This is a genomic window from Lysinibacillus sp. NPDC097195 (genome assembly GCF_044762075.1).
Taxonomy (GTDB): domain Bacteria; phylum Bacillota; class Bacilli; order Bacillales_A; family Planococcaceae; genus Lysinibacillus.
In genome coordinates this window covers 2,268,374-2,290,809 of sequence record NZ_JBIWDP010000001.1, presented here as the reverse complement: position 1 = coordinate 2,290,809, position 22,436 = coordinate 2,268,374, and the positions used below count along the sequence as shown (strand labels likewise).

Annotated in this window: 21 protein-coding genes; all 21 read left to right on the top strand. The window is 39.6% G+C overall.

The annotated features are described in order from the left end of the window. Positions 1 to 40: 40 nt before the first annotated feature. The 21 genes from acpP to trmFO all read left to right on the top strand — a co-directional run bounded on the left by acpP (position 41) and on the right by trmFO (position 22,278). Positions 41 to 277: an acyl carrier protein gene (acpP, locus tag ACIQXI_RS11875; protein WP_024362063.1), complete on the top strand. Its 237-nt coding sequence runs from the start codon at positions 41 to 43 to the stop codon at positions 275 to 277. 297 nt (positions 278 to 574) lie between these two features. Beyond that, positions 575 to 1,339 carry a ribonuclease III gene (rnc, locus tag ACIQXI_RS11870; RefSeq protein ID WP_402924877.1) on the top strand — a complete coding sequence of 255 codons (765 nt, stop codon included), beginning with the start codon at positions 575 to 577 and terminating at the stop codon, positions 1,337 to 1,339. 3 nt (positions 1,340 to 1,342) lie between these two features. Then, on the top strand, positions 1,343 to 4,924 hold the full coding sequence (smc, locus tag ACIQXI_RS11865) for a chromosome segregation protein SMC (RefSeq protein WP_402924875.1): 3,582 nt from the start codon (positions 1,343 to 1,345) through the stop codon (positions 4,922 to 4,924). Further along, positions 4,921 to 6,186 (top strand): signal recognition particle-docking protein FtsY, encoded by a 1,266-nt coding sequence (gene ftsY, locus ACIQXI_RS11860; protein WP_402924872.1) that lies wholly within the window; start codon positions 4,921 to 4,923, stop codon positions 6,184 to 6,186. The genes smc and ftsY overlap by 4 nt, the downstream gene beginning before the upstream one ends. Positions 6,187 to 6,378: 192 nt before the next feature. After that, a complete protein-coding gene (locus ACIQXI_RS11855) occupies positions 6,379 to 6,714 on the top strand; it encodes a putative DNA-binding protein (RefSeq protein WP_402924869.1) in 336 nt (111 codons plus the stop codon). 12 nt (positions 6,715 to 6,726) lie between these two features. After that, positions 6,727 to 8,085 (top strand): signal recognition particle protein, encoded by a 1,359-nt coding sequence (gene ffh / locus ACIQXI_RS11850; RefSeq protein WP_402924867.1) that lies wholly within the window; start codon positions 6,727 to 6,729, stop codon positions 8,083 to 8,085. 94 nt (positions 8,086 to 8,179) lie between these two features. Then, positions 8,180 to 8,452, top strand: coding sequence for a 30S ribosomal protein S16 (rpsP, locus tag ACIQXI_RS11845; RefSeq protein WP_024362057.1), 273 nt, complete (start codon positions 8,180 to 8,182; stop codon positions 8,450 to 8,452). Positions 8,453 to 8,467: 15 nt separating this feature from the next. Beyond that, positions 8,468 to 8,701: a KH domain-containing protein gene (locus ACIQXI_RS11840; RefSeq protein ID WP_004269410.1), complete on the top strand. Its 234-nt coding sequence runs from the start codon at positions 8,468 to 8,470 to the stop codon at positions 8,699 to 8,701. Positions 8,702 to 8,923: 222 nt separating this feature from the next. Continuing rightward, positions 8,924 to 9,439 (top strand): ribosome maturation factor RimM, encoded by a 516-nt coding sequence (gene rimM, locus ACIQXI_RS11835; RefSeq protein WP_402924864.1) that lies wholly within the window; start codon positions 8,924 to 8,926, stop codon positions 9,437 to 9,439. Beyond that, on the top strand, positions 9,439 to 10,167 hold the full coding sequence (gene trmD, locus ACIQXI_RS11830; RefSeq protein WP_402925754.1) for a tRNA (guanosine(37)-N1)-methyltransferase TrmD: 729 nt from the start codon (positions 9,439 to 9,441) through the stop codon (positions 10,165 to 10,167). Before rimM ends, trmD begins: the two co-directional genes overlap by 1 nt. 128 nt (positions 10,168 to 10,295) lie before the next feature. Continuing rightward, positions 10,296 to 10,640 carry a 50S ribosomal protein L19 gene (gene rplS / locus ACIQXI_RS11825; protein ID WP_024362054.1) on the top strand — a complete coding sequence of 115 codons (345 nt, stop codon included), beginning with the start codon at positions 10,296 to 10,298 and terminating at the stop codon, positions 10,638 to 10,640. 106 nt (positions 10,641 to 10,746) lie between these two features. Continuing rightward, positions 10,747 to 11,313, top strand: coding sequence for a signal peptidase I (gene lepB, locus ACIQXI_RS11820; protein WP_402924862.1), 567 nt, complete (start codon positions 10,747 to 10,749; stop codon positions 11,311 to 11,313). A gap of 141 nt (positions 11,314 to 11,454) precedes the next feature. Beyond that, positions 11,455 to 12,327: a ribosome biogenesis GTPase YlqF gene (gene ylqF, locus ACIQXI_RS11815; protein WP_402924860.1), complete on the top strand. Its 873-nt coding sequence runs from the start codon at positions 11,455 to 11,457 to the stop codon at positions 12,325 to 12,327. A 117-nt stretch (positions 12,328 to 12,444) separates the two neighbouring features. Then, positions 12,445 to 13,200, top strand: coding sequence for a ribonuclease HII (locus ACIQXI_RS11810; protein WP_402924857.1), 756 nt, complete (start codon positions 12,445 to 12,447; stop codon positions 13,198 to 13,200). A gap of 15 nt (positions 13,201 to 13,215) precedes the next feature. Further along, a complete protein-coding gene (locus ACIQXI_RS11805) occupies positions 13,216 to 15,108 on the top strand; it encodes a hypothetical protein (RefSeq protein ID WP_402924855.1) in 1,893 nt (630 codons plus the stop codon). Then, positions 15,105 to 15,413, top strand: coding sequence for an EscU/YscU/HrcU family type III secretion system export apparatus switch protein (locus tag ACIQXI_RS11800; RefSeq protein ID WP_402924853.1), 309 nt, complete (start codon positions 15,105 to 15,107; stop codon positions 15,411 to 15,413). The genes ACIQXI_RS11805 and ACIQXI_RS11800 overlap by 4 nt, the downstream gene beginning before the upstream one ends. A gap of 155 nt (positions 15,414 to 15,568) precedes the next feature. Further along, a complete protein-coding gene (gene sucC / locus ACIQXI_RS11795; protein ID WP_402924851.1) occupies positions 15,569 to 16,729 on the top strand; it encodes an ADP-forming succinate--CoA ligase subunit beta in 1,161 nt (386 codons plus the stop codon). Between the two features lie 17 nt (positions 16,730 to 16,746). Then, complete coding sequence (gene sucD, locus ACIQXI_RS11790) at positions 16,747 to 17,649, top strand: succinate--CoA ligase subunit alpha (RefSeq protein ID WP_402924849.1); 903 nt, start codon at positions 16,747 to 16,749, stop codon at positions 17,647 to 17,649. Positions 17,650 to 17,878: 229 nt separating this feature from the next. Continuing rightward, a complete protein-coding gene (gene dprA / locus ACIQXI_RS11785) occupies positions 17,879 to 18,775 on the top strand; it encodes a DNA-processing protein DprA (RefSeq protein WP_402924846.1) in 897 nt (298 codons plus the stop codon). 92 nt (positions 18,776 to 18,867) lie between these two features. Then, on the top strand, positions 18,868 to 20,946 hold the full coding sequence (topA, locus tag ACIQXI_RS11780; RefSeq protein ID WP_402924843.1) for a type I DNA topoisomerase: 2,079 nt from the start codon (positions 18,868 to 18,870) through the stop codon (positions 20,944 to 20,946). 18 nt (positions 20,947 to 20,964) lie between these two features. After that, positions 20,965 to 22,278 carry an FADH(2)-oxidizing methylenetetrahydrofolate--tRNA-(uracil(54)-C(5))-methyltransferase TrmFO gene (gene trmFO / locus ACIQXI_RS11775; RefSeq protein ID WP_402924840.1) on the top strand — a complete coding sequence of 438 codons (1,314 nt, stop codon included), beginning with the start codon at positions 20,965 to 20,967 and terminating at the stop codon, positions 22,276 to 22,278. The last annotated feature ends 158 nt before the right edge of the window (positions 22,279 to 22,436 follow it).

The following is a 22,436-nucleotide window of genomic DNA, read 5'->3' as shown; positions in this document are numbered from 1 at the left end:
ATTAAATTTTTGTATAATCATTTGAGGGGAGGTGAATGTTTTGACTACAGTATTAGAGCGCGTAACAAAAGTAATCGTGGACCGTTTAGGTGTTGAAGAAAGTGAAGTAACATTAGAAGCTTCTTTCCGTGATGATTTAGGTGCAGACTCATTAGACGTTGTTGAGCTTGTAATGGAGCTTGAAGACGAATTCGATATGGAAATTTCTGATGAAGATGCTGAAAAAATCTCAACAGTTGGTTCTGCTATTTCATACATCGAAGGTAAAATTAACTAATAGCCTCCAAGGCAGGTGTCACAGATTTTAAATGCGCTCCTGGTGAAGTTGCGGCATTTAAAATCTGATTACATTGTATTTTACATCAAAGCATAAAGGTCAAACAATTATGCTTTGATGTATTTTAAGGTGCGAAATGGTTCGTTTTTCGAACGATTTGCGTACCTTTTTTTATTTTTGTAAAAAAATTACGTTAAAACTTCCAAAACATTGTATTTCAGCCGAAATACTTTTGCATAAATGCCTTGAAAAAGGTACACTAAGACGGTAGAAACTATTAGGAAGGCAGATTGTTCAATGGCTATGAGAAGAAAAGGAAATATGCAGAAATCAGGCGTACTTCCTGAAAAGGTACGCAATCAATTCGAGCTGTTACAGCATGAATTAAACATCACATTTATTAATAAAAATTTATTGTATCAAGCATTCACGCATTCATCTTATGTGAATGAGCATCGCCGTAAATTGTTTACGGATAATGAGCGTCTCGAATTTTTAGGCGACGCTGTACTTGAACTATCTGTTTCTAAATACCTTTTTCAGAAATACCCGCATATGAGCGAAGGCGAATTAACTAAATTGCGAGCATCCATTGTTTGTGAGCCATCACTTGTCATTTTTGCAAATGAATTAGGTTTTGGTCGCTTTGTATTGCTTGGAAAAGGTGAGGAATTAACAGGAGGACGGGAACGCCCAGCGCTACTTGCAGATGTCTTTGAATCATTTGTAGGTGCTCTTTATTTAGATCAGGATTTACAAACGGTCGTGACGTTTTTAGAACGAATCGTGTTCCCAAAAGTAGAAGTCGGTGCTTTTTCGCATGTGATGGATTTTAAAAGCCAGTTACAAGAAATGGTACAGCAAACAAACAACGGTCTTCTTCATTATGAGATTATCGATGAAAAGGGCCCAGCGCATAACCGTACCTTTGTATCGAGCGTGCTATTAAATGGACAAGAGCTTGGTGTCGGTCGTGGAAAATCGAAAAAAGAAGCTGAACAACAAGCAGCACAATGCGCGATGCGTATGATGCGTGAGCATGCTGCTAAAGAGGAGGCTTAATAGATGTTCCTAAAACGACTCGAAGTGATTGGCTTTAAATCTTTTGCGGAGCGCATTGGTATCGATTTTGTACCAGGTGTTACAGCTGTTGTTGGACCAAATGGCAGTGGGAAAAGTAATGTAACTGATGCTATTCGTTGGGTACTCGGTGAGCAATCGGCAAAGTCGTTGCGTGGGGCAAAGATGGAAGATGTTATTTTTGCTGGGAGTGACTCACGAAAGCCACTAAACTTTGCAGAGGTAACATTAATTTTAGACAATACGGATGAGCAGCTTGCTTTTTCATATACAGAAGTAAGCGTAACAAGACGCGTATACCGTTCAGGTGATAGTGAATATTTATTAAATAACCAGCAGTGTCGCCTGAAGGATATTACGGACTTGTTTATGGACTCGGGGCTTGGGAAAGAGGCTTTTTCAATTATTTCACAAGGCCGTGTCGATGAAATATTAAATAGCCGTCCTGACGACCGCCGTTCAATATTTGAAGAGGCGGCTGGTGTCTTAAAATACAAGTTACGAAAGAAAAAAGCAGAGCATAAACTGGTCGAAACAGATGAAAACTTATACCGTGTTTTAGATATTTTACATGAATTAGATAGCCGTCTAGAGCCATTACAAATACAAGCTTCTAGCGCGCGTGATTATGTGCAAATGTCCACGGAGCTAAAGGATTTTGATATTGCGATTCTTGTGCACGATTTAAAAAATTGTGCACAATCTTTGCATGCATTGAAAGAAGAACATGCTCAACTAGCGGAAACAGAGCAAAAACAAGCAGGCGATATTCAAGCATTAGAGACACAGACTACCGCTATTCGTAAACATTTGAAAGAGCTGGATGTGTTACTGGATGCTGCACAATCGGAGCTTGTGGATGCAACGATGGAAATGGAACGTTGGGATGGTCGCAAAGCGTTAATGGCAGAAAAACGCCAAAATGCAACGAACCAACTACAGCAGTTGAATGCATCATTACAAGAAGCGCAAAATGAAGTTGTGGCGCTCACTGCGCAAGAGCTTGAGAAAAAACAAATGTTTGCTGAAAAACAACAAGAAGTGCAAACATTAAAGCAAATGATTAAGCAATTAGAGCAATCATTAAATCGCTCGGTTACAGAAATAGAACAAGAAATTGAAGAACACAAAAACCGCTATATCGATTCATTAAATGAAGAAGCAACGGTCAAAAACGAATTAAAAAATATCGAACAACAACTATCGCAACAAAAAGCGATGGCTGCACGTATGACAGGCCAAACAGATGAAATTGGGCAAGAGCTAATGGAAGTTGTGACGGAGAAAGAAGCGCTCGTTATCACCCATAGCGCAACAACGACTGAACTACAAGAAAAGCTCGAACAATACGAAGCATTACAAATGCAATTTAAAAAAGTGAATCTATCCTTTAACGAAAAACAGGAGATGCTATACAAGGCTTATCAACATCAGCAACAATTGAAAGCTAGAAAAGACACGTTAGCGGAGCTAGAAGCTGACTTTTCAGGTTTCTTCCACGGTGTTAAGGAAATCTTATTAGCGCGTGACAAAGGTGAGTTATTTGGCATTGAAGGCGCAGTGGCCGAATTAATTCAGGTTAATAGTAAGTATTCACAAGCGATTGAAACTGCTTTAGGCGCAGCGTCACAGCATATTGTGACGTCAAATGAACAGCATGCTCAACAAGCGATTAAGTGGTTAAAACAAAAAAGAGCAGGGCGTGCGACGTTTTTACCGAAAACAGTTATGAAATCGCGCAAAATCAATCTTTCAACGATACAGCTTGCTACTGAGCATCCTGCTTTTGTGCAAATGGCTGATGCACTTGTAACGTTCGATGAAGATAATCGATCAATTGTCGAAAATTTATTGGGCAATGTCATTGTTGCAGCAAATTTAGAAGGCGCTAGTCAAATTGCGCGATTATGCGGCTTCCGCTATCGTGTTGTAACGCTTGAAGGGGATATTGTCAATGCTGGTGGTTCGTTAACTGGTGGTGCAGCTAAACAACAATCTTCACTATTTACAAGAAAAGCGGAGCTGGATGGACTCGTTGCTAAACTAGAAGCGTTACAATCTTCTATTTATAGTGCAGAACAGGCAGTAGCAACTGAAAAAGAAACATTGTCAACATTGCGTGACAAAGTGGAACAATTAAAACTAGACGGTGAGCAACTTCGTAAAGAAGAAATGCAACAGGCAAGCCGCATTCGAGAATTAGAAGTTGTTGAAAAAAGCTTGTCTGCACGCGTATCCTTTGCTTCCAACGAAACACTAGATGTCAAGACGCGTGAAGAAGCATTGCTTACACAGAAAGAAGTAGCAACAGCCCGTTTAGCCGCACTTGCGATTGAGTTAGTAGCCATCAGTGAGACAGTAGAGCAACTAGGGAAAGTGAAATTGCAAAGTGAAACGGAAAAGGATGTACTGCGCGAGCAAACGGCAGAAAAACGTTCCGAGTTAGCGGTTATGCAGGAACAAATGTCACAAGTGCAAATTGCTACTGCAGAACTTGCCCTACAATTAAACAAAGCTCACCAAAAAGTCGACAATATTTCTCAGGAAATAATTTGGCTTCAATCCGATGAATCGACAAAACTGTTAAGTGATGAAGAAGTAGAGGAGCAAGTCTCAACTTGGCGAGCTAGAAGAGACACGTTACAAGTGACAATTGCACAGAAAAAGGATGAAAAGTCAGCGCAACAGCTAGAGCTAACAACGTTAGAAGAGCAGCTAAAGGAATTGCAACGTATACATAAAGGCTTCATCGAAGCAATACGTGCGAATGAATTAAAGCGAAGTCGCGTAGAATTTGAGATGTCTAATTTTACAGATCAGCTTGAAGAAAACTATCAACTAACGTTTGAAGAAGCGATGGAAGAAGCTCTTACAATTGAAGACGAGGAGCATATGCGCCGTCGTGTTAAGCTATTGAAAAAATCGATAGAAGAATTGGGTCCAGTGAATTTAAGTGCCATTGAGGAATATGAACGTGTCCAAGAACGACATTCATTTTTAACAGAGCAGCGTGAGGATTTACTTGCAGCGCAAGATACTTTACATGAAGCGATTAAAGAAATGGATGAAGAAATGACAGTGCGCTTTAGTGAGACGTTCTTTGCCATTCGAGAGCAATTCAAGCGAGTATTCCGCGAATTGTTTGGTGGAGGTCAGGCAGATTTAGTATTACTAGATCCAAACAATATGCTTGAAACAGGCATCGAAATCGTCGCTCAACCTCCGGGCAAAAAGCTACAAAACTTAAGCTTACTTTCTGGTGGCGAACGTGCACTCACTGCAATTGCTTTGTTATTCTCGATATTAAATATTAGACCCGTGCCGTTCTGTATACTCGATGAAGTGGAAGCGGCATTGGATGAGGCAAATGTTGTTCGATACAGCGAATACTTGAAAAAGTTTAGCTCCAACACCCAATTTATTGTCATTACGCATCGTAAAGGGACAATGGAGGGAGCTGACGTACTGTATGGTATTACGATGCAGGAATCAGGTGTGTCAAAACTTGTATCAGTAAAATTAGAAGATGAACCCGTACTTGCGGAGCAAAGGAGCGAACAAGCATGAGTTTTTTTAAACGTTTAAAAGATAAGTTAATTGGTAATCCAACTGAAGAAGAAAAAGTTGAACAAGTTGGTGAAGAGCAAGCTAGTGAATTAAAGCTCGAAGAAAGTGCTGAACCTGCCCTACTTGAAACGACGAACGTAGAAGCGGAAGCAACGTTAGAGGAGTCAACTGCTAGTGATGACCGTTATAATTTTGTTATTGCGGAGGATGCACAAGAAGTAGTAGTGGAGGAAGAACAACAACAAGAAGTGCAGGAATTGGCTGTTGTCGAGGAACCTGTAAAAGAAAAAAAACCTTCTGCTTGGTCCATTACGCAAAAATTTAAAGCTGGTCTAGAAAAAACACGTAATTCATTTACTTCAAAGGTCAATGATTTAGTGGCTCGTTACCGCAAAGTAGACGAGGACTTCTTTGAAGAACTAGAGGATTTATTATTACAGGCAGATGTAGGCTTTGAAACAGTAATGGAGCTTATGGATAAATTGCGCTTTGAAGTACAGCGTAAAAATATTAAAGATACAAACGGTATTCAAACAATTATTTCTGAAAAACTTGTAGAAATTTACGAACAAGGTGAAGAAGATTTAATCGATTTAAACATGCAGCCTAATGGGGAGCTAACTGTTATTTTATTTGTTGGTGTTAACGGCGTTGGGAAAACAACAACGATTGGTAAATTAGCGCATCGCTTAAAATCAGAAGGTAAAACCGTTGTATTAGCTGCAGGAGATACGTTCCGTGCAGGTGCAATCGACCAACTACAAGTTTGGGGCGATCGAGTTGGTTGTGAGGTTATTAAACAATCGGAAGGCTCTGATCCAGCAGCGGTTATGTACGATGCAATTCGTGCAGCGAAAAACCGTAAAGCAGACGTCTTAATTTGCGATACTGCGGGCCGTCTGCAAAACAAAGTGAACTTAATGAATGAACTTGAAAAAGTACATCGAGTTATTTCACGGGAAATACCAAATGCGCCTCACGAAGTATTATTAGCACTAGACGCAACGACAGGTCAAAATGCGCTTGTGCAGGCTCAAACATTTAAAGAAGTAACAAATGTAACGGGGATTGTTTTAACGAAGCTGGATGGTACTGCGAAAGGCGGGATTGTGCTTGCTATTCGTAATAAATTGCATATTCCAGTGAAATTCGTCGGACTTGGTGAAAAGATGGACGATTTACAACCATTTGATGCAGAGCGCTATGTATATGGTTTATTTGCTGAAGGTTTAGATAAAGAATTGCAAAATAGTGAAGAGTAAAAAATTGTAGTTAAAAAAGTTGTCGCTCGACTGTAAAAAGGTGAAACACATTGTTTAAAAGAGAATTACTAGCTAATGGTGGAACATTTCTTAAATCAGCTAATAGGGTGCTTTTAGACAAGGAGATTACCTTGACACAGACGGGCGATTTTCGTTATGATACAAATGACAAACAACGGGGGGAGAAACTCGATGCTACTTGAAAAAACAACACGCATGAACTTTCTCTTCGACTTTTATCAAGCATTATTAACAGATAAGCAAAGAAGTTACATGGAACTATATTATTTAGATGATCACTCACTAGGAGAAATCGCTGAATCATACGGAGTTTCACGTCAGGCTGTTTATGATAATATTCGTCGAACTGAAGCGATGCTTGAAGAATATGAAGAAAAACTATGTTTACTGGAAAAATTTCAACAACGCACGCAAATGCTTGCACAATTGACAGCTGGGATTACCGAAAAAAGTATGACAGTTGAGGAGCAATTGGCACTTATTCAGCAGTTGAAAGAATGGGATTAGGAGGCGAAAGCAGTGGCTTTTGAAGGATTAGCGGAGCGACTCCAAGGAACGATCCAAAAGATTAAAGGTAAAGGGAAAGTATCGGAACAAGACGTTAAAGAAATGATGCGCGAAGTCCGATTTGCTTTAATCGAGGCGGATGTTAACTTAAAAGTAGTCAAAGAATTCGTTAAAAAGGTAAGTGAACGTGCTGTTGGTGTAGATGTTATGCAAAGCTTAACACCAGGTCAACAAGTCATTAAAATCGTTCAAGACGAATTAACGGAACTGATGGGCGGCGAACAAAGCCCGATTAAATTTAATACGAAGCCACCAACTGTCATTATGATGGTCGGTCTGCAAGGTGCAGGTAAAACAACAACGACTGGGAAATTAGCAAATGTTTTACGTAAAAAATATAATCGTAAACCATTATTAGTCGCTGCTGACGTTTATCGCCCCGCTGCGGTTCAGCAATTACAAACATTAGGGAAACAATTATCTTTACCTGTTTTTGCTTTAGGCACAGAAGTCTCACCAGTAGAAATCGCTCGTCAGGCACTTGAGCTGGCAAAAGAAGAGCATCATGATGTAGTAATTATCGATACAGCAGGTCGCTTGCATATTGATGAAGATTTAATGCAAGAATTAAAGGATATTCGTGCGCTTAAAGAGCCGGACGAAGTATTCCTAGTAGTAGATGCTATGACAGGTCAGGACGCTGTAAACGTTGCGGAAAGCTTTAATGAAGCGGTCGGCATTACAGGTGTTGTATTAACGAAGCTTGATGGGGATACACGTGGTGGTGCGGCACTATCTATCCGTTCTGTAACGCAGAAACCGATTAAATTTGTCGGTATGGGTGAGAAAATGGATGCGCTTGAAACATTCCATCCAGAGCGTATGGCATCTCGAATTCTTGGCATGGGTGACGTGTTGTCACTAATTGAAAAAGCACAGGCAAACGTCGATGAGGCAAAAGCAAAAGAGCTGGAAGAAAAGTTCAAAACGCAAAGCTTTACACTCGATGATTTTGTTGAGCAATTACAACAAGTGAAAAAAATGGGACCCCTTGACGAAATTTTAAAAATGCTACCAGGTGCGGGTAAAATTAAAGGCTTAGACAATGTTAAAGTGGATGATAAGCAAATGGGCCGTGTAGAAGCCATTATTTACTCTATGACAACTGCTGAAAAAACAAATCCTGAAATGATCAATGGTAGCCGTAAAAAACGCATTGCCAAAGGCTCAGGTACGTCTATTCAAGAGGTCAACCGTTTGTTAAAACAATTTGACGAAATGAAAAAAATGATGAAGCAAATGACAGGTATGGCGACAGGTAAAGGCAAGAAAAAGATGAAATTACCAGGCTTTGATTCATTGTTTAAATAATATTTTATAGGTGTTAAGAAAAAACACTTTACAAACAACATAAACATTGATAATATACTATCTTGTGTGAAACTTATTCGGAGGTGCTATTAAAATGGCAGTTAAAATTCGCTTAAAACGTATGGGAGCTAAAAAATCTCCTTTCTATCGTATCGTAGTTGCAGACGCTCGTTCACCACGTGACGGTCGTTCAATCGAAACAGTTGGTACTTACAACCCACTAACTCAACCAGCTACTGTAAACATTGATGAAGAGAAAGCTCTTAAATGGTTAGCTGACGGTGCAAAACCATCAGATACAGTACGTAACTTGTTCTCAGAACAAGGTATCATGGAAAAATTCCATAACCAAAAATTCAGTAAATAATCGGGGGAGACGTCTTTGAAGCAGCTGATTGAAGCAATCGTTTTACCGTTAGTCGATTATCCAGAAGAAGTTCGTATTGAGACGGACGAAAATGCAAATCGAATTGTTTATAAACTTTTTGTTCATCCAGAGGATCGAGGGAAAGTCATAGGCAAACAAGGGCGAGTGGCGAAAGCGATTCGTACAATTGTTTATTCAGCGGCAGGTAGTCACCATCAAAAAAAGACTTACGTCGATATATTGGATTGATAAAAAGATTTTCACGCTCGTTTACATGCAATAAGGTAACAATGTAGCAACTATGCAAGCTGTCACCATTTTGCACTGAACAATTTTAACAACCATGTTGTTGCTAGAATTCGAAGGAACTGTAAATGTGTAGCGTAAAATCTGGATAGAAGAGGGGGGAGCTTGCTGGTTCCTTCCTTTTTTTATATAGTACGGATATATAACGGTATAGAGGTGAAATGTATGGAATGGTTTAATGTAGGTCGTATTGTGAACACGCACGGAATTCGTGGTGAAGTACGTATTTTATCGACGACAGATTTTGAAGAACAACGCTTTGCGGTCGGGAATAAGCTTGCAGCATTTAAAAAAGACGATAAAAAGCCAACGTGGGTAACGATTCAATCAGTACGCCGTCATAAAAACTTTATTTTGTTAACATTTGAAGGCATGGATAATATAAACGTTGTCGAGCCTTTCAAAGAAGGAATGCTGAAAATCACAAAAGACCAAATGGACGAGGATTTATTACAGGAAAATGAATTTTTCTTCCATGAAATCATTGGCTGTACAGTTGTGTCAGAAGAAGGCGAGACAATTGGTGAAGTGAAAGATATTCTCCAAACAGGTGCCAATGATGTATGGGTAGTGAAGGGTGCTAAAAAAGAGCATTACATTCCATACATTGAAGATATCGTAAAGGATATCGATGTGGAAGAAAAGAAAATTGTAATTCATGTGATGGAAGGCTTACTATGATGAATATTCACGTATTAAGCTTGTTTCCTGATATGTTTTCGGGCGTATTTGGTGCATCGATTTTAAAAAAAGCGCAAGAAAAAGGTGCTGTAAAGCTCGAAGTAACAGATATACGTGCGTTTTCAGGTAACAAGCATAATCAGGTAGACGATTATCCGTATGGTGGCGGTGCAGGAATGGTATTAAAGCCAGAACCGATGTTTAGCGCTGTAGAGGCCATTACAGCAGGTAAAAAGCCACGTATTATTTTAATGTGTCCGCAGGGCGAACGCTTCACCCAAAAAAAAGCTGAAGAACTTGCCCAAGAAAGTGAATTAGTGTTTTTATGTGGACACTACGAAGGCTATGATGAGCGTATTCGCCAGCACCTTGTTACAGATGAAATATCCATTGGGGATTTTGTGTTAACAGGTGGTGAGTTAGGTGCGATGACGGTTATAGATAGTGTTGTGCGTCTTTTACCTGGCGTGTTAGGACAAGCTGACTCCCATATTCAAGATTCCTTTTCAACAGGTCTACTCGAACATCCACATTATACGCGACCTGCGGAATTCCGAGGTATGCAAGTACCAGATGTTTTACTATCGGGCAATCATGCGAAAATCGAACAATGGCGCGAAGAACAATCGTTAAAAAGAACATTCGAGCGACGACCTGATTTACTCGAGCATTATCCATTAACAGACAAGCAAAAATTGTATTTAGAAAAACTTAAAAAACAACAATAAAGATGCTTGCTTGCATGCAATATATATGATAACATCTAATCTGTACTTCTATGTGAAGTGCTGAATTACGGTGTTCCGCTGTGGCATATAGATTGCGTGCAAGAGCATCTGTCTAAGGAGAGAAAACAATGTCAAACATTATTACAGAAATTACTAAAGCTCAGCTTCGCACTGATCTACCAGCTTTCCGTCCTGGTGATACTGTTAAGGTACACGTGAAAGTAGTAGAGGGTACTCGTGAACGTATCCAAGTATACGAAGGTGTAGTTATCAAACGTCGTGGTGGCGGTATTAGCGAAACTTTCACAGTTCGTAAAATTTCTTACGGTGTAGGTGTTGAACGTACATTCCCTGTACACACACCAAAAATCGCTAACTTAGAAGTTGTACGTCGTGGTAAAGTACGTCGTGCTAAACTTTACTACCTACGTAACCTACGTGGTAAAGCTGCTCGTATTAAAGAAATTCGATAATTATGACTTAAAAGTGAGGGGCTTGTATGACAAGCTCCTTTTCTTTTTGCTTGTCATCTTAAATCATAATCATCTAAAATGAGGATAGACAAGGGGGCAATTCATAATGGAAAAACAAGTGAAAGAAAAGAATGAATTATGGGAATGGACCAAGGCGCTTTTAATTGCATTTGCGATTGCAGCAGTTATTCGTTATTTTTTATTTACACCAATTGCAGTTGATGGAGAGTCCATGATGCCAACCCTTGAAGATGGCGACCGAATGATAGTCAATAAAATCGGTTATAAAATTGGTGAACCAAAGCGCTTTGATATCGTTGTGTTCCATGCACCAGAGCAAAAAAATTACATTAAACGGGTAATAGGGCTACCAGGCGAAACGTTAGAATATAAGGATGATCAGTTATACATTAACGGTGAACCAATAGACGAGCCTTATTTAGATGCCTATAAAGCGAAAATTACTGAGGGTACATTAACTGAAGATTTTACATTAAATGATATCGATCCCTCTCTAAACGATGTTATTCCTGAAGGTTATGTTTTTGTAATGGGGGACAATCGTCGATATAGTAAAGATAGCCGTCATATTGGTATCGTCGATCAAAAAGAAATCATCGGAAATACGAGCCTTATTTTCTGGCCATATAGTGATATTAAAATTGTTAAGTAATGATTAAAGGGGGAGGCTAATACTCCCTTTCTTAACGTCTAAGAGCATAAGTTTTCTTATTCGATTTTTAGGCATTCGCACAGCACGCTTACTACGTGTATATTGTTGCGAATGCGCTTTTCTTATGTAGGAGGTATAGAAATGACTATACAATGGTTTCCAGGGCATATGGCGAAGGCCCGCCGTGAAGTAACGGAAAAATTAAAGCTAGTAGATATTATATTTGAATTAATCGATGCGCGTTTGCCACTATCATCAAGAAATCCGATGATCGATGAGGTTATTAATCAAAAGCCACGCCTTCTTATTTTAAATAAGTCAGATATGGCGGACGAGCATGAAACACGCAAATGGGTAGAGTACTTTGCACAGCATGGTCATAAAGCGGTGGCAATCAACTCTCTTGAAGGTAAAGGGTTGCAATTAGTCACGAAGGCCGCTCAGGAAATTTTAAAAGAAAAATTTGATCGCATGAAGTCACGTGGCATGAAGCCGAGAGCGATCAGAGCAATGATTGTAGGTATTCCAAACGTTGGGAAATCAACACTTATTAATCGCTTAGCAAAGAAAAATATTGCGAAGACAGGCAATATGCCAGGTGTAACAAAGGCTCAGCAATGGATTAAGGTCGGCAAGGAGCTTGAATTATTAGATACACCGGGGATTTTATGGCCTAAATTTGAAGATCAAGAAGTTGGCTATAAGCTGGCATTAACAGGTGCGATTAAAGATACCATTACCAACATGGAAGATTTGGCTGTTTATGGCTTGCGCTTTTTATCGACACATTATCCGACGCGCATGGAGGAACGCTACGGCTTCCAAGTTATGCATGAGGATCTAGTTGAAACATTTGACCATATTGGCAAGCTTCGTCGGGTTTTTGGTGCGGGTGGAGAAATTGATTATGATCAAGTAGCGCAGTTAATCGTACGTGATATTCGTGGCTTACTATTAGGCAAGCTAACATTTGACTTTGTTAGCGAACAACGTGAAAAAGAAGCGACACAGTAATAATTTGCAAAATAACTGCCATGCTCACACAATAAAACGTGAGCATGGCAGTTTTTCTTTTAGGAATAGTAAATATTGCCGATAAATGATATAGAGTGAGAAAAAGGGAGTAAAATGATGAAAACGATTAAAGAGATTACAGCAGCCTTAAAAGTGGCTGAAGATTGGCAAGAATGGATGGCTGCAGTGGCAACCGATGAACGTGCAGGTGTGCAAAAAGCATGGTTAAGTTGGCAGAAACGCCAAGATAAAAAACAACAGCTATTGCAAGAACATCAAGCAAAAATCGACTTCGATCAGCGCTATGGCGGACAAGATGCATTCGTTGCAGGTGTCGATGAGGCTGGTCGTGGACCTTTAGCTGGACCGGTTGTAACAGCCGCTGTAATTTTGCCAAAAAACTGTGAAGCTCTTGTTGGATTAAATGATTCGAAGCAATTATCTAAGGACAAACGCAATGCCTTTGCAACATTAGTAAAAGAGCATGCGATTAGTTATTTTATTCATTTTCAATCAGCGCAAGCTATTGATGAACTAAACATCTATGAAGCAACTAAACAATCGATGACAATAAGTGTAGAATCCTTGTCTATTAAACCCGATTATGTGCTAGTTGATGCTATGAAACTACCAATAACGATTCCACAAGATTCTATTATTAAAGGTGATGCAAAAAGCTTAGCCATTGCAGCGGCTTCCATTTTAGCTAAAACTGCTAGGGATGAATATATGGAACAATTACATAAGGAATTTCCTATGTATGGCTTTGCGCAACATGCAGGTTATGGTACGCAACAACACCTAGAAGCATTGCAAACGTACGGACCAACGATGCATCATCGAAAGTCATTTGAACCGATAAAATCCATGTAAGAAAGGAGTATTTAGATGACAACATCATTTAATGCAATACAAATGCAACAAACGACTATAGCACCAACTAGTCAACCGCTTGCATTTAAACAAGGACAAGTATTTCATGGCACGATTAAACAATTATATCCTGATCAAACGGCAGAGATTCAAGTGGGCAATCAAAAAATGATTGCTAAACTGGAAGTGCCATTAAAAGCCGGGGATGCCCATTTCTTTCAAGTAACTGGTACAAGTCCGCAAACAGAGTTAAAGGTTGTGACAGGGCCAATGGGGCAAGAGGTATCTTCGAGCCAACAAATCAATCAGCTGCTAGATTCTATGAACTTGCCCAAAACAACGGAAATGCAGCAAGTGTTAGCGCATTTTATCAAGGCACAAATTCCAATATCAAAAGAGCAGTTAATCCAGGCGGAGATGTGGATGAAGGCATTGCCCGAAGGTGTGACAAAAATGGATGCCTTGCAAGCGCTCCAAAAAATGGTCGAACTAAAAATGCCAATGCTTCAAGATGTCTTCCAAGCGCTCATTAGCGGTCAAAAAACATCCGGTATGACAGCGATAATGGATAATTTTTCACAGCTATTAGCAAAGGATTCTGTATTGCAAGATAATGTAAAGCAGAATTTGCTGCAACAAGTGACTGCTATTGCCAAGCCATTTGAAGCAGAAACGGGGGCGATGTTGCTCGCAAAATCCATTCAACTTTTAACGAATAATGCTGCTTCAGCAACTGAGCGATTACAAGCTTTAAACGGCTTAAAGGAAGCAGGCATTTTACCCCAACAAGCAACTTTACAAAATTGGATGACGCTAAATGAGTCAAAGTCTGTACAACAGGGTCCGCTTCAACAGGCTGGTCAAGTCATACAAACCATTTTAGCGACAAATCCAGAAAATAAAGCCCAGCTTCTAGAGCAGTTAAAAACTTGGACGACAAGTCAAAGTTTATTGACGAATGAGCAAAAGCAACAGCTTAACCAACTGATTGATCGATTTAATCAATTACCCGCAACAAAACAAACAGTCGAGATTTTTGCTAAGCAAATGCAAGAGCAACTAGTAAAAGCCTTTGCTCAAAATACACCGGAGCGATTATTTACACAAGATGCGAATGGGCTTTCAGTCAAGGAACACTTATTATCATTATTTAAGCAAGAGATGACAATACCGGTGCAAAATGAAGCGCTCATGCGTAACCTCGTGAAAACTAGTATGGAAGCGCCACAGCCAATAATTCAGCAAATGCTTACGGAAGCAGATGCACATGTTCAAAATTCAATGGATAGTAAAGCAATGGAACATGCACTTAAAACAGTGTTAAAAAGTCTAGGAATTAGTTATGAGGCTGCACTAAGTAGTAAATCAGCTGATTTACAAACGATTGCGCACCAATTAAAACCACAGCTCCATACATTGCTCCAAGAGACACAAATTACACCACAGCTAAAGGAAGCGGCGGAACTGTTAATGACGCGGATGAATGGCATGCAACTCGTGTCAGGAGAGAACGGCCATCAACATCAACTAGTCATGCAAGTACCATTGGAGTTTTTCGGAAGGAAAATGGATGCGACATTACAATGGAATGGGCGCATGAAAGACGATGGCAAGATTGATGCGAACTATGCGCGGGTATTATTTTATTTACAGATGCAATCGATGAAGGAAACGGTTATCGATATGCAAGTGCAAAATCGTATCGTGACAGTAACTGTATTTAATGAACAATCAGCAATTATTCCACTAGCTGAACCACTAAAAGCTGCGCTAAAAATAGGTCTTGCCGAAAAAAATTATCAGCTATCGGGCGTCTTTTTTAAACAATTTGAGAAAGCCCAACTGGAGAAAACAATCCCTGTAGTACAACAGCAGGAGGAAAATAGTGGAGTAGATTTTCGTATATGAGTGAAGAAAAAAAGACGCGCAAAGAAGCAATTGCCCTCACTTATAAATTAGGGCAATTAGATAGTCCATCGGTAGTGGCAAAGGGCAAGGGGAAAGTAGCAGAAAATATATTGGCTCGTGCATCTGAAAATAATGTGCCGATTTACGAGGATCCAAACCTTGTTCAATTACTTGGACAATTAGATTTAAATGAGTCAATTCCTGAAGAATTATATCAAGCTGTAGCTGAAGTTTTTGCATTTATTTATCATTTAGACCAACAACATAGTAAAAGTATAGAAAAAATAAATTATTCTGATTATTAGAATTCTCTGTTTTAGTACACGAAACAGAAGAAAACGTCATAATTTTAGAGAAATTCCGAATGAAAGACAAAGTGTAGACTTTATCAGAATCTTTCGTTAGAATAGATTATGTTAGTAAAACAATTTTACGCAAATGTTTGATGGGAGGATGTATTATGAATATCCATGAATATCAAGGGAAAGAGATTCTAAGAAAATATGGTGTTGCAGTTCCGAATGGAAAAGTTGCTTTTTCCCCTGATGAAGCAGTGAAGGTAGCGAAGGAACTTGGCTCAAATGTTACTGTGGTCAAGGCGCAAATTCATGCAGGTGGACGCGGTAAAGCGGGTGGTGTCAAAATCGCAAAAAACCTTGATGAGGTGCGTACGTACGCAAAAGAGTTATTAGGAAAAATTTTGGTAACTCATCAAACAGGTCCTGAAGGCAAAGAAGTAAAACGCTTGTATATTGAAGAGGGTTCAGATATTCAAAAAGAATATTATCTAAGTTTAGTATTAGACCGCGCTACATCCCGTGTAACGGTGATGGGTTCTGAAGAAGGCGGCATGGATATTGAAGAAGTAGCAGAAACAAACCCAGAAAAAATCTTCAAAGAAGTTGTAGATCCAGTAATCGGACTAACAAGCTTCCAAGCACGACGCATGGCGTTTAATATGAATATTCCAGCAAACCTAGTAGGGAAAGCTGTTAAATTAATGTTAGGTTTATATCAAGCATTTATCGACAAAGATGCTTCAATCGTTGAAATTAACCCACTAGTTGTAACAGGCCAAGGGGAAGTGGTAGCACTAGATGCGAAGTTTAATTTTGATGCAAATGCATTGTACCGTCATAAAGATATTGTCGAATTACGCGATTTTGATGAAGAAGATCCAAAAGAGATTGAAGCATCAAAATACGATCTTAGCTATATTTCTCTAGACGGCAACATTGGCTGTATGGTCAATGGTGCAGGTTTGGCGATGGCAACAATGGATACGATTAGTTACTACGGCGGAAGTCCCGCTAACTTCCTTGATGTAGGGGGCGGCGCAACAGCTGAAAAAGTAACAGAAGCATTTAAAATTATCCTTTCTGATCCACATGTAAAAGGAATCTTTGTTAATATTTTCGGTGGTATCATGAAATGTAACATTATCGCTGATGGTGTAGTCACTGCAGCTAAAGAAATTGGTTTAACTGTACCGTTAGTAGTACGCCTAGAAGGTACGAACGTAGAGCTTGGTAAAGAAATTTTAAATGCATCTGGTTTAAATATCGTAGCAGCAGATTCAATGGCTGACGGCGCACAAAAAATTGTGGAACTAGTAGGCTAAGGAAGGCAGGGAGAACAATGGCTGTATTTATTAATAAAGATACAAAGGTAATTGTACAAGGGATTACAGGCGAAACGGCGTTATTCCATACGAAGCAAATGCTTGATTATGGTACAAAAATCGTAGCAGGCGTTACACCTGGTAAGGGAGGCCTTGAAATTGAAGGCGTACCTGTATTTAATACTGTAGCTGAGGCTGTAGCGGCAACAGGTGCAACTACATCGGTAATTTACGTACCTGCACCTTTCGCAGCGGATGCTATTTTAGAAGCTGTTGATGCTGAACTAGAATTAACAATTTGTATTACAGAGCATATTCCTGTCCTTGATATGGTAAAGGTTAAACGCTTTATGGAAGGCAAAAAGACACGCTTAGTAGGTCCAAACTGTCCGGGTGTTATTACGGCAGACGAATGTAAGATTGGAATTATGCCAGGCTATATTCATACAAAAGGCCATGTTGGGGTTGTTTCCCGTTCTGGTACATTAACGTATGAAGCCGTGCACCAATTGACTCAAGCGGGTATTGGTCAAACAACAGCAGTCGGTATCGGTGGCGACCCTGTAAATGGTACAAACTTTATCGACGCATTGGAAGCATTCAACAACGACCCTGAGACATATGCAGTTGTTATGATTGGGGAAATTGGTGGTACTGCTGAAGAAGAAGCAGCTGAGTGGATTAAAGCGAATATGACGAAACCAGTTGTAGGCTTTATCGGTGGACAAACTGCACCTCCAGGAAAACGTATGGGACACGCTGGTGCCATTATTTCCGGTGGTAAAGGAACAGCTGCTGAAAAAATCAAGGCAATGAACGACGCTGGTATTGAAGTAGCGGAGACGCCATCTGTTATCGGTGAAACACTTATTAAAGTAATTAAAGAAAAAGGGCTATACGAAAAATGTAAAACCCATTAAAATGGAAGATGTAGCACATTGTGGCTACATCTTTTTCTCTTTATAAAGAGCCTTTAGAATGTTCCGTGCCTGCAATGCATATGAAAAAGAATTGGCACGGTGAAATCCTAGGACAGGCTGTTCTATCAAACGTGCATATGAGTGTATGCACATAGTAGTGTTCTACTTATTTGTGTTGAAATGAAAATTGCGGTCATTTAATTTCTTCTATTATAAAGGGGGTTTTTAAATGATTTTCTCCGTAGATACACAGAGATTGCTAGCTTTGCATTACGTATATCCATTACCACTCCAAAAACTTCAAAAGTTATTGTCCCCGGTGGATGTATTAAGCTATTTTGAACATGCGTATCCTAAAGACATTGCAAGCGCATTGCAAATATCAAAGCAAAGAGCATTGGAGATGTCACGGGATTTTAAGCGCGTAATGACCTTGCCATTTGAAGAGCTTTACGCACAAGTGAATATTTTCCCCATACCATTTAATCACCCATATTTTCCGGCGCAATTATTTGAAATACCTAGTCCACCTACTGTATTGTATGTGAAAGGTCAATGCGCCCTACTGGCAAGAGACAAGCGTATCGCTATAATAGGCTCTAGAAAGGCGACAGCCTATACTAGAGATGCCATTGACTTAATCGTCCCGCCGCTTGTTGAACACGAATACATCGTTGTGAGCGGGCTTGCACGAGGTGCAGATGCGATGGCTCATCAAGCAACGATTCAGTATGGCGGCCAAACCATTGCAGTGTTAGGTCATGGTTTGAATTATATTTACCCTAAGGAAAACCAAGCGCTTGCCGAGACAATGGCTGAGAATCATTTACTTATTACAGAGTATCCACCGTATTTTAAGCCAGCAAAATGGCAATTTCCAATGCGAAACCGCTTAATAAGTGGTCTGTCTCAGGCGTTAGTTGTGACAGAGGCAGCAATAAAAAGTGGGACGTTAATTACGACAGAATGTGCATTAGAGCAAGGCAAAGACGTATTTGTTGTACCAGGACCGATTCACAAAGAGCAGTCAAAAGGTACGAATAAGTTACTTTTAGAAGGCGCCATTCCTGTGTGCGATGGTCACCAAATCGTTGAAACACTTTCGCTCTTTTCTAGCAAAAATTGAAAAAAAGTTGCATTATCTTAAAATCTGTTATACATTTTGCAACAGGTAACTTAAAAAAATTAGCAATAGACCTCGCTAAGGGGGAGACATATATGGCGGATTATTTAGTGATTGTAGAATCACCAGCAAAAGCAAAAACAATTGAACGTTATTTAGGAAAAAAATATAAAGTAAAAGCATCTGTTGGACATGTACGTGACTTACCACGAAGTCAAATGGGTGTAGATACTGAAAATAATTATGAACCTAAATATATTACTATTCGCGGAAAAGGTCCCGTTTTACAGGAGCTTAAGTCTGCGGCGAAAAAAGTGAAGAAAGTTTATCTAGCGGCCGATCCAGACCGCGAGGGAGAAGCGATTGCTTGGCACCTTGCGACTGCATTAAATATTGATATTAACTCAGATTGTCGAGTTGTTTTCAATGAAATTACAAAGGATGCAATTTTAGAATCCTTTAAAAATCCACGTGCCATTAATATGGATTTAGTAGATGCACAACAAACACGCCGTATGCTAGATCGACTAGTAGGCTATAACATTAGTCCAATTCTTTGGAAAAAGGTTAAAAAGGGCTTATCAGCAGGGCGTGTACAATCAGTTGCACTACGCATGATTATTGATCGTGAAAATGAAATTAAAAACTTCCAGCCAGAAGAGTATTGGACAATTGAAGGCTCTTTTGAAAAAGGGAAGAAGACGTTCGATGCATTGTACTATGGAAATGGCAAAGACAAAATTAAATTAACAAATGAAGAGCAAGTAAAAGCCATTTTAAAAAATGTTAAAGGCACAGCATTTGAAGTCGTAAATGTTTCGAAAAAAGAACGAAGACGAAATGCTGCACCTGCGTTTACTACATCATCATTACAACAAGAAGCAGCACGTAAGCTAAATTTCCGTGCAAAGAAAACGATGATGCTTGCACAGCAATTATATGAAGGTATTGATATTGGCAAAAAAGAAGGAACAGTCGGTTTAATCACTTATATGCGTACAGATTCAACACGTATATCGGAAACGGCAAAAACGGAAGCTGTTTCTTACATTGAAACGAAGTACGGCAAAGAATATATTTCGACTGAAACGAAACAGGCAAAAAAAGCGTCAAACGCACAAGATGCCCATGAAGCAATCCGTCCTACAAGTACGATGCGTACACCTGAAGAATTAAAAACAGTACTTAGTCGTGATCAACTTCGTTTATACCGTTTAATTTGGGAGCGCTTTATTGCGAGTCAAATGGCTCCAGCTGTACTGGATACAGTTGCTGTAGACCTTCAACATGGTGATGTGTTATTCCGTGCAAACGGCTCACAAGTTAAATTTGCCGGATTTATGAAGCTTTATATAGAAGGTACCGATGATCAAACTGAAGAAACGACGAAACTTCTACCTGAAATGGAAGTTGGCGATCAAGTGAAATCACTTGAAATCGAACCGAAGCAACACTTTACACAGCCGCCGCCACGCTATTCAGAGGCGCGTCTTGTAAAAACAATGGAAGAGTTAGGCATAGGGCGTCCATCCACATATGCACCGACCCTTGATACAATTCAACGTCGCGGCTATGTTGTGCTGGATGCAAAACGATTTATGCCGACAGAGCTTGGGGAAATCGTCCACCAACAAATGCTAGAGTTCTTCCCTGATATTATCAATATCGAATTTACTGCCAAAATGGAACAAGATCTCGATGATGTTGAGGAAGGTAGTCGTAAGTGGGTAGAAGTAATCGACGAATTTTATAAAGACTTCGAAGTTCATGTAAAGCATGCAGATGCTGAAATGGAGAAAGTCGTTATAAAAGATGAGCCAGCCGGTGAGGACTGCGAAAAATGTGGTTCACCAATGGTATTTAAACTAGGACGCTATGGGAAATTTATGGCTTGCTCGAACTTCCCAGATTGCCGAAATACGAAAGCGATTATGAAGCCGATTGGCGTTAAATGTCCTTCTTGTGAAACAGGCGAAATTGTGGAACGTAAAAGTAAAACAAAGCGTTTATTTTATGGATGTAATCAATATCCAGAGTGCGAATTTGTTTCATGGGACAAGCCAATTAGTAGACCGTGTCCGAAATGTAGTGCATTATTAGTAGAGAAAAAATTAAAAAAAGGTGTCCAAATTCAATGTACGAAATGTGACTATGAAGAGACGCCAACTCAATGATAGGAAGATGGTAAGAACATGACGGAACAAGTTGTAAATGTAATAGGTGCAGGCCTTGCAGGTAGTGAAGCTGCTTGGCAAATCGCTAAGCGCGGTGTAAAAGTTAAACTTTATGAAATGCGTCCTGTAAAGCAAACACCTGCTCATCATACAGATAAATTTGCCGAGCTTGTTTGTTCAAACTCGCTGCGTGCAAATACATTAACAAATGCTGTTGGTGTTATTAAAGAAGAAATGCGTCTATTAGACTCTGTTATTTTAAAAGCGGCTGATGCTTGCTCGGTTCCAGCTGGTGGAGCACTTGCTGTGGATCGTCATGAGTTTGCAGGCTATGTAACAGAAGCGGTGAAAAATCATCCGTTAGTAGAAGTTATCCATGAAGAAGTAACGGAAATTCCAGAAGGTATTACGGTCATTGCAACTGGACCACTAACTTCAAAAGCATTAGCTGAAAAAATTCAAGGCTTAACGGGACTTGATTATCTGTATTTCTACGATGCAGCAGCACCAATTATTGAAAAAGATAGCATCGATATGGACAAAGTATATTTAAAATCTCGTTATGACAAAGGGGAAGCGGCATATTTAAACTGTCCTATGACAAAGGAAGAATTTGATCGTTTCCGTCAAGCATTAATCGAGGCAGAAGTAGTACCTTTAAAAGAATTTGAAAAAGAAATTTATTTTGAAGGCTGTATGCCGATTGAAGTAATGGCAGCTCGCGGTGAGAAGACAATGTTGTTTGGACCGATGAAGCCAGTAGGTCTTGAAGATCCGAAAACTGGTAAACGTCCATATGCTGTTGTACAACTGCGCCAGGATGATGCGGCAGGAACGCTTTATAATATCGTTGGTTTCCAAACGCATTTAAAATGGGGACCACAAAAAGAAGTACTGCAACTCATTCCTGGGCTAGAAAATGTTGAAATCGTACGATATGGTGTTATGCATCGAAATACTTTCATTAATTCACCGAAAGTTCTAGAAAAAACATATCAGTTACGTGAACAAAAAAATATTTTCTTTGCTGGCCAAATGACAGGTGTAGAAGGTTATGTTGAATCTGCAGGTAGTGGTTTAATAGCAGGTATTAATGCAGCACGTTTGGCATTGGGACAAGAGCCAATTATTTTCCCATTCGAGACGGCATTAGGAAGTATGGCGCGTTATATAACAGAAGCACAATCTAAAAACTTCCAACCGATGAACGTCAACTTCGGTATTTTCCCTGAATTACCACCTGGACGCCGTTCAAAACCGGAACGTGCAGAAATGCATGCTACACGCGCAATGGATACAATTCGCAATTTTGTGAATTCACAAACAATTTAATTGCCAAAGGCCTCTAAAAGTTGATATACTCTTAGAGGCTTTTTCTTTTGTGTAGACAAAATGCTTATTTACACGTATTTTATTATTTTGTATAGAGTTTTTCTCAAAATATAACCATTTTCACTTGCTATATTACGAAGATAGGTATAGTGTCAATA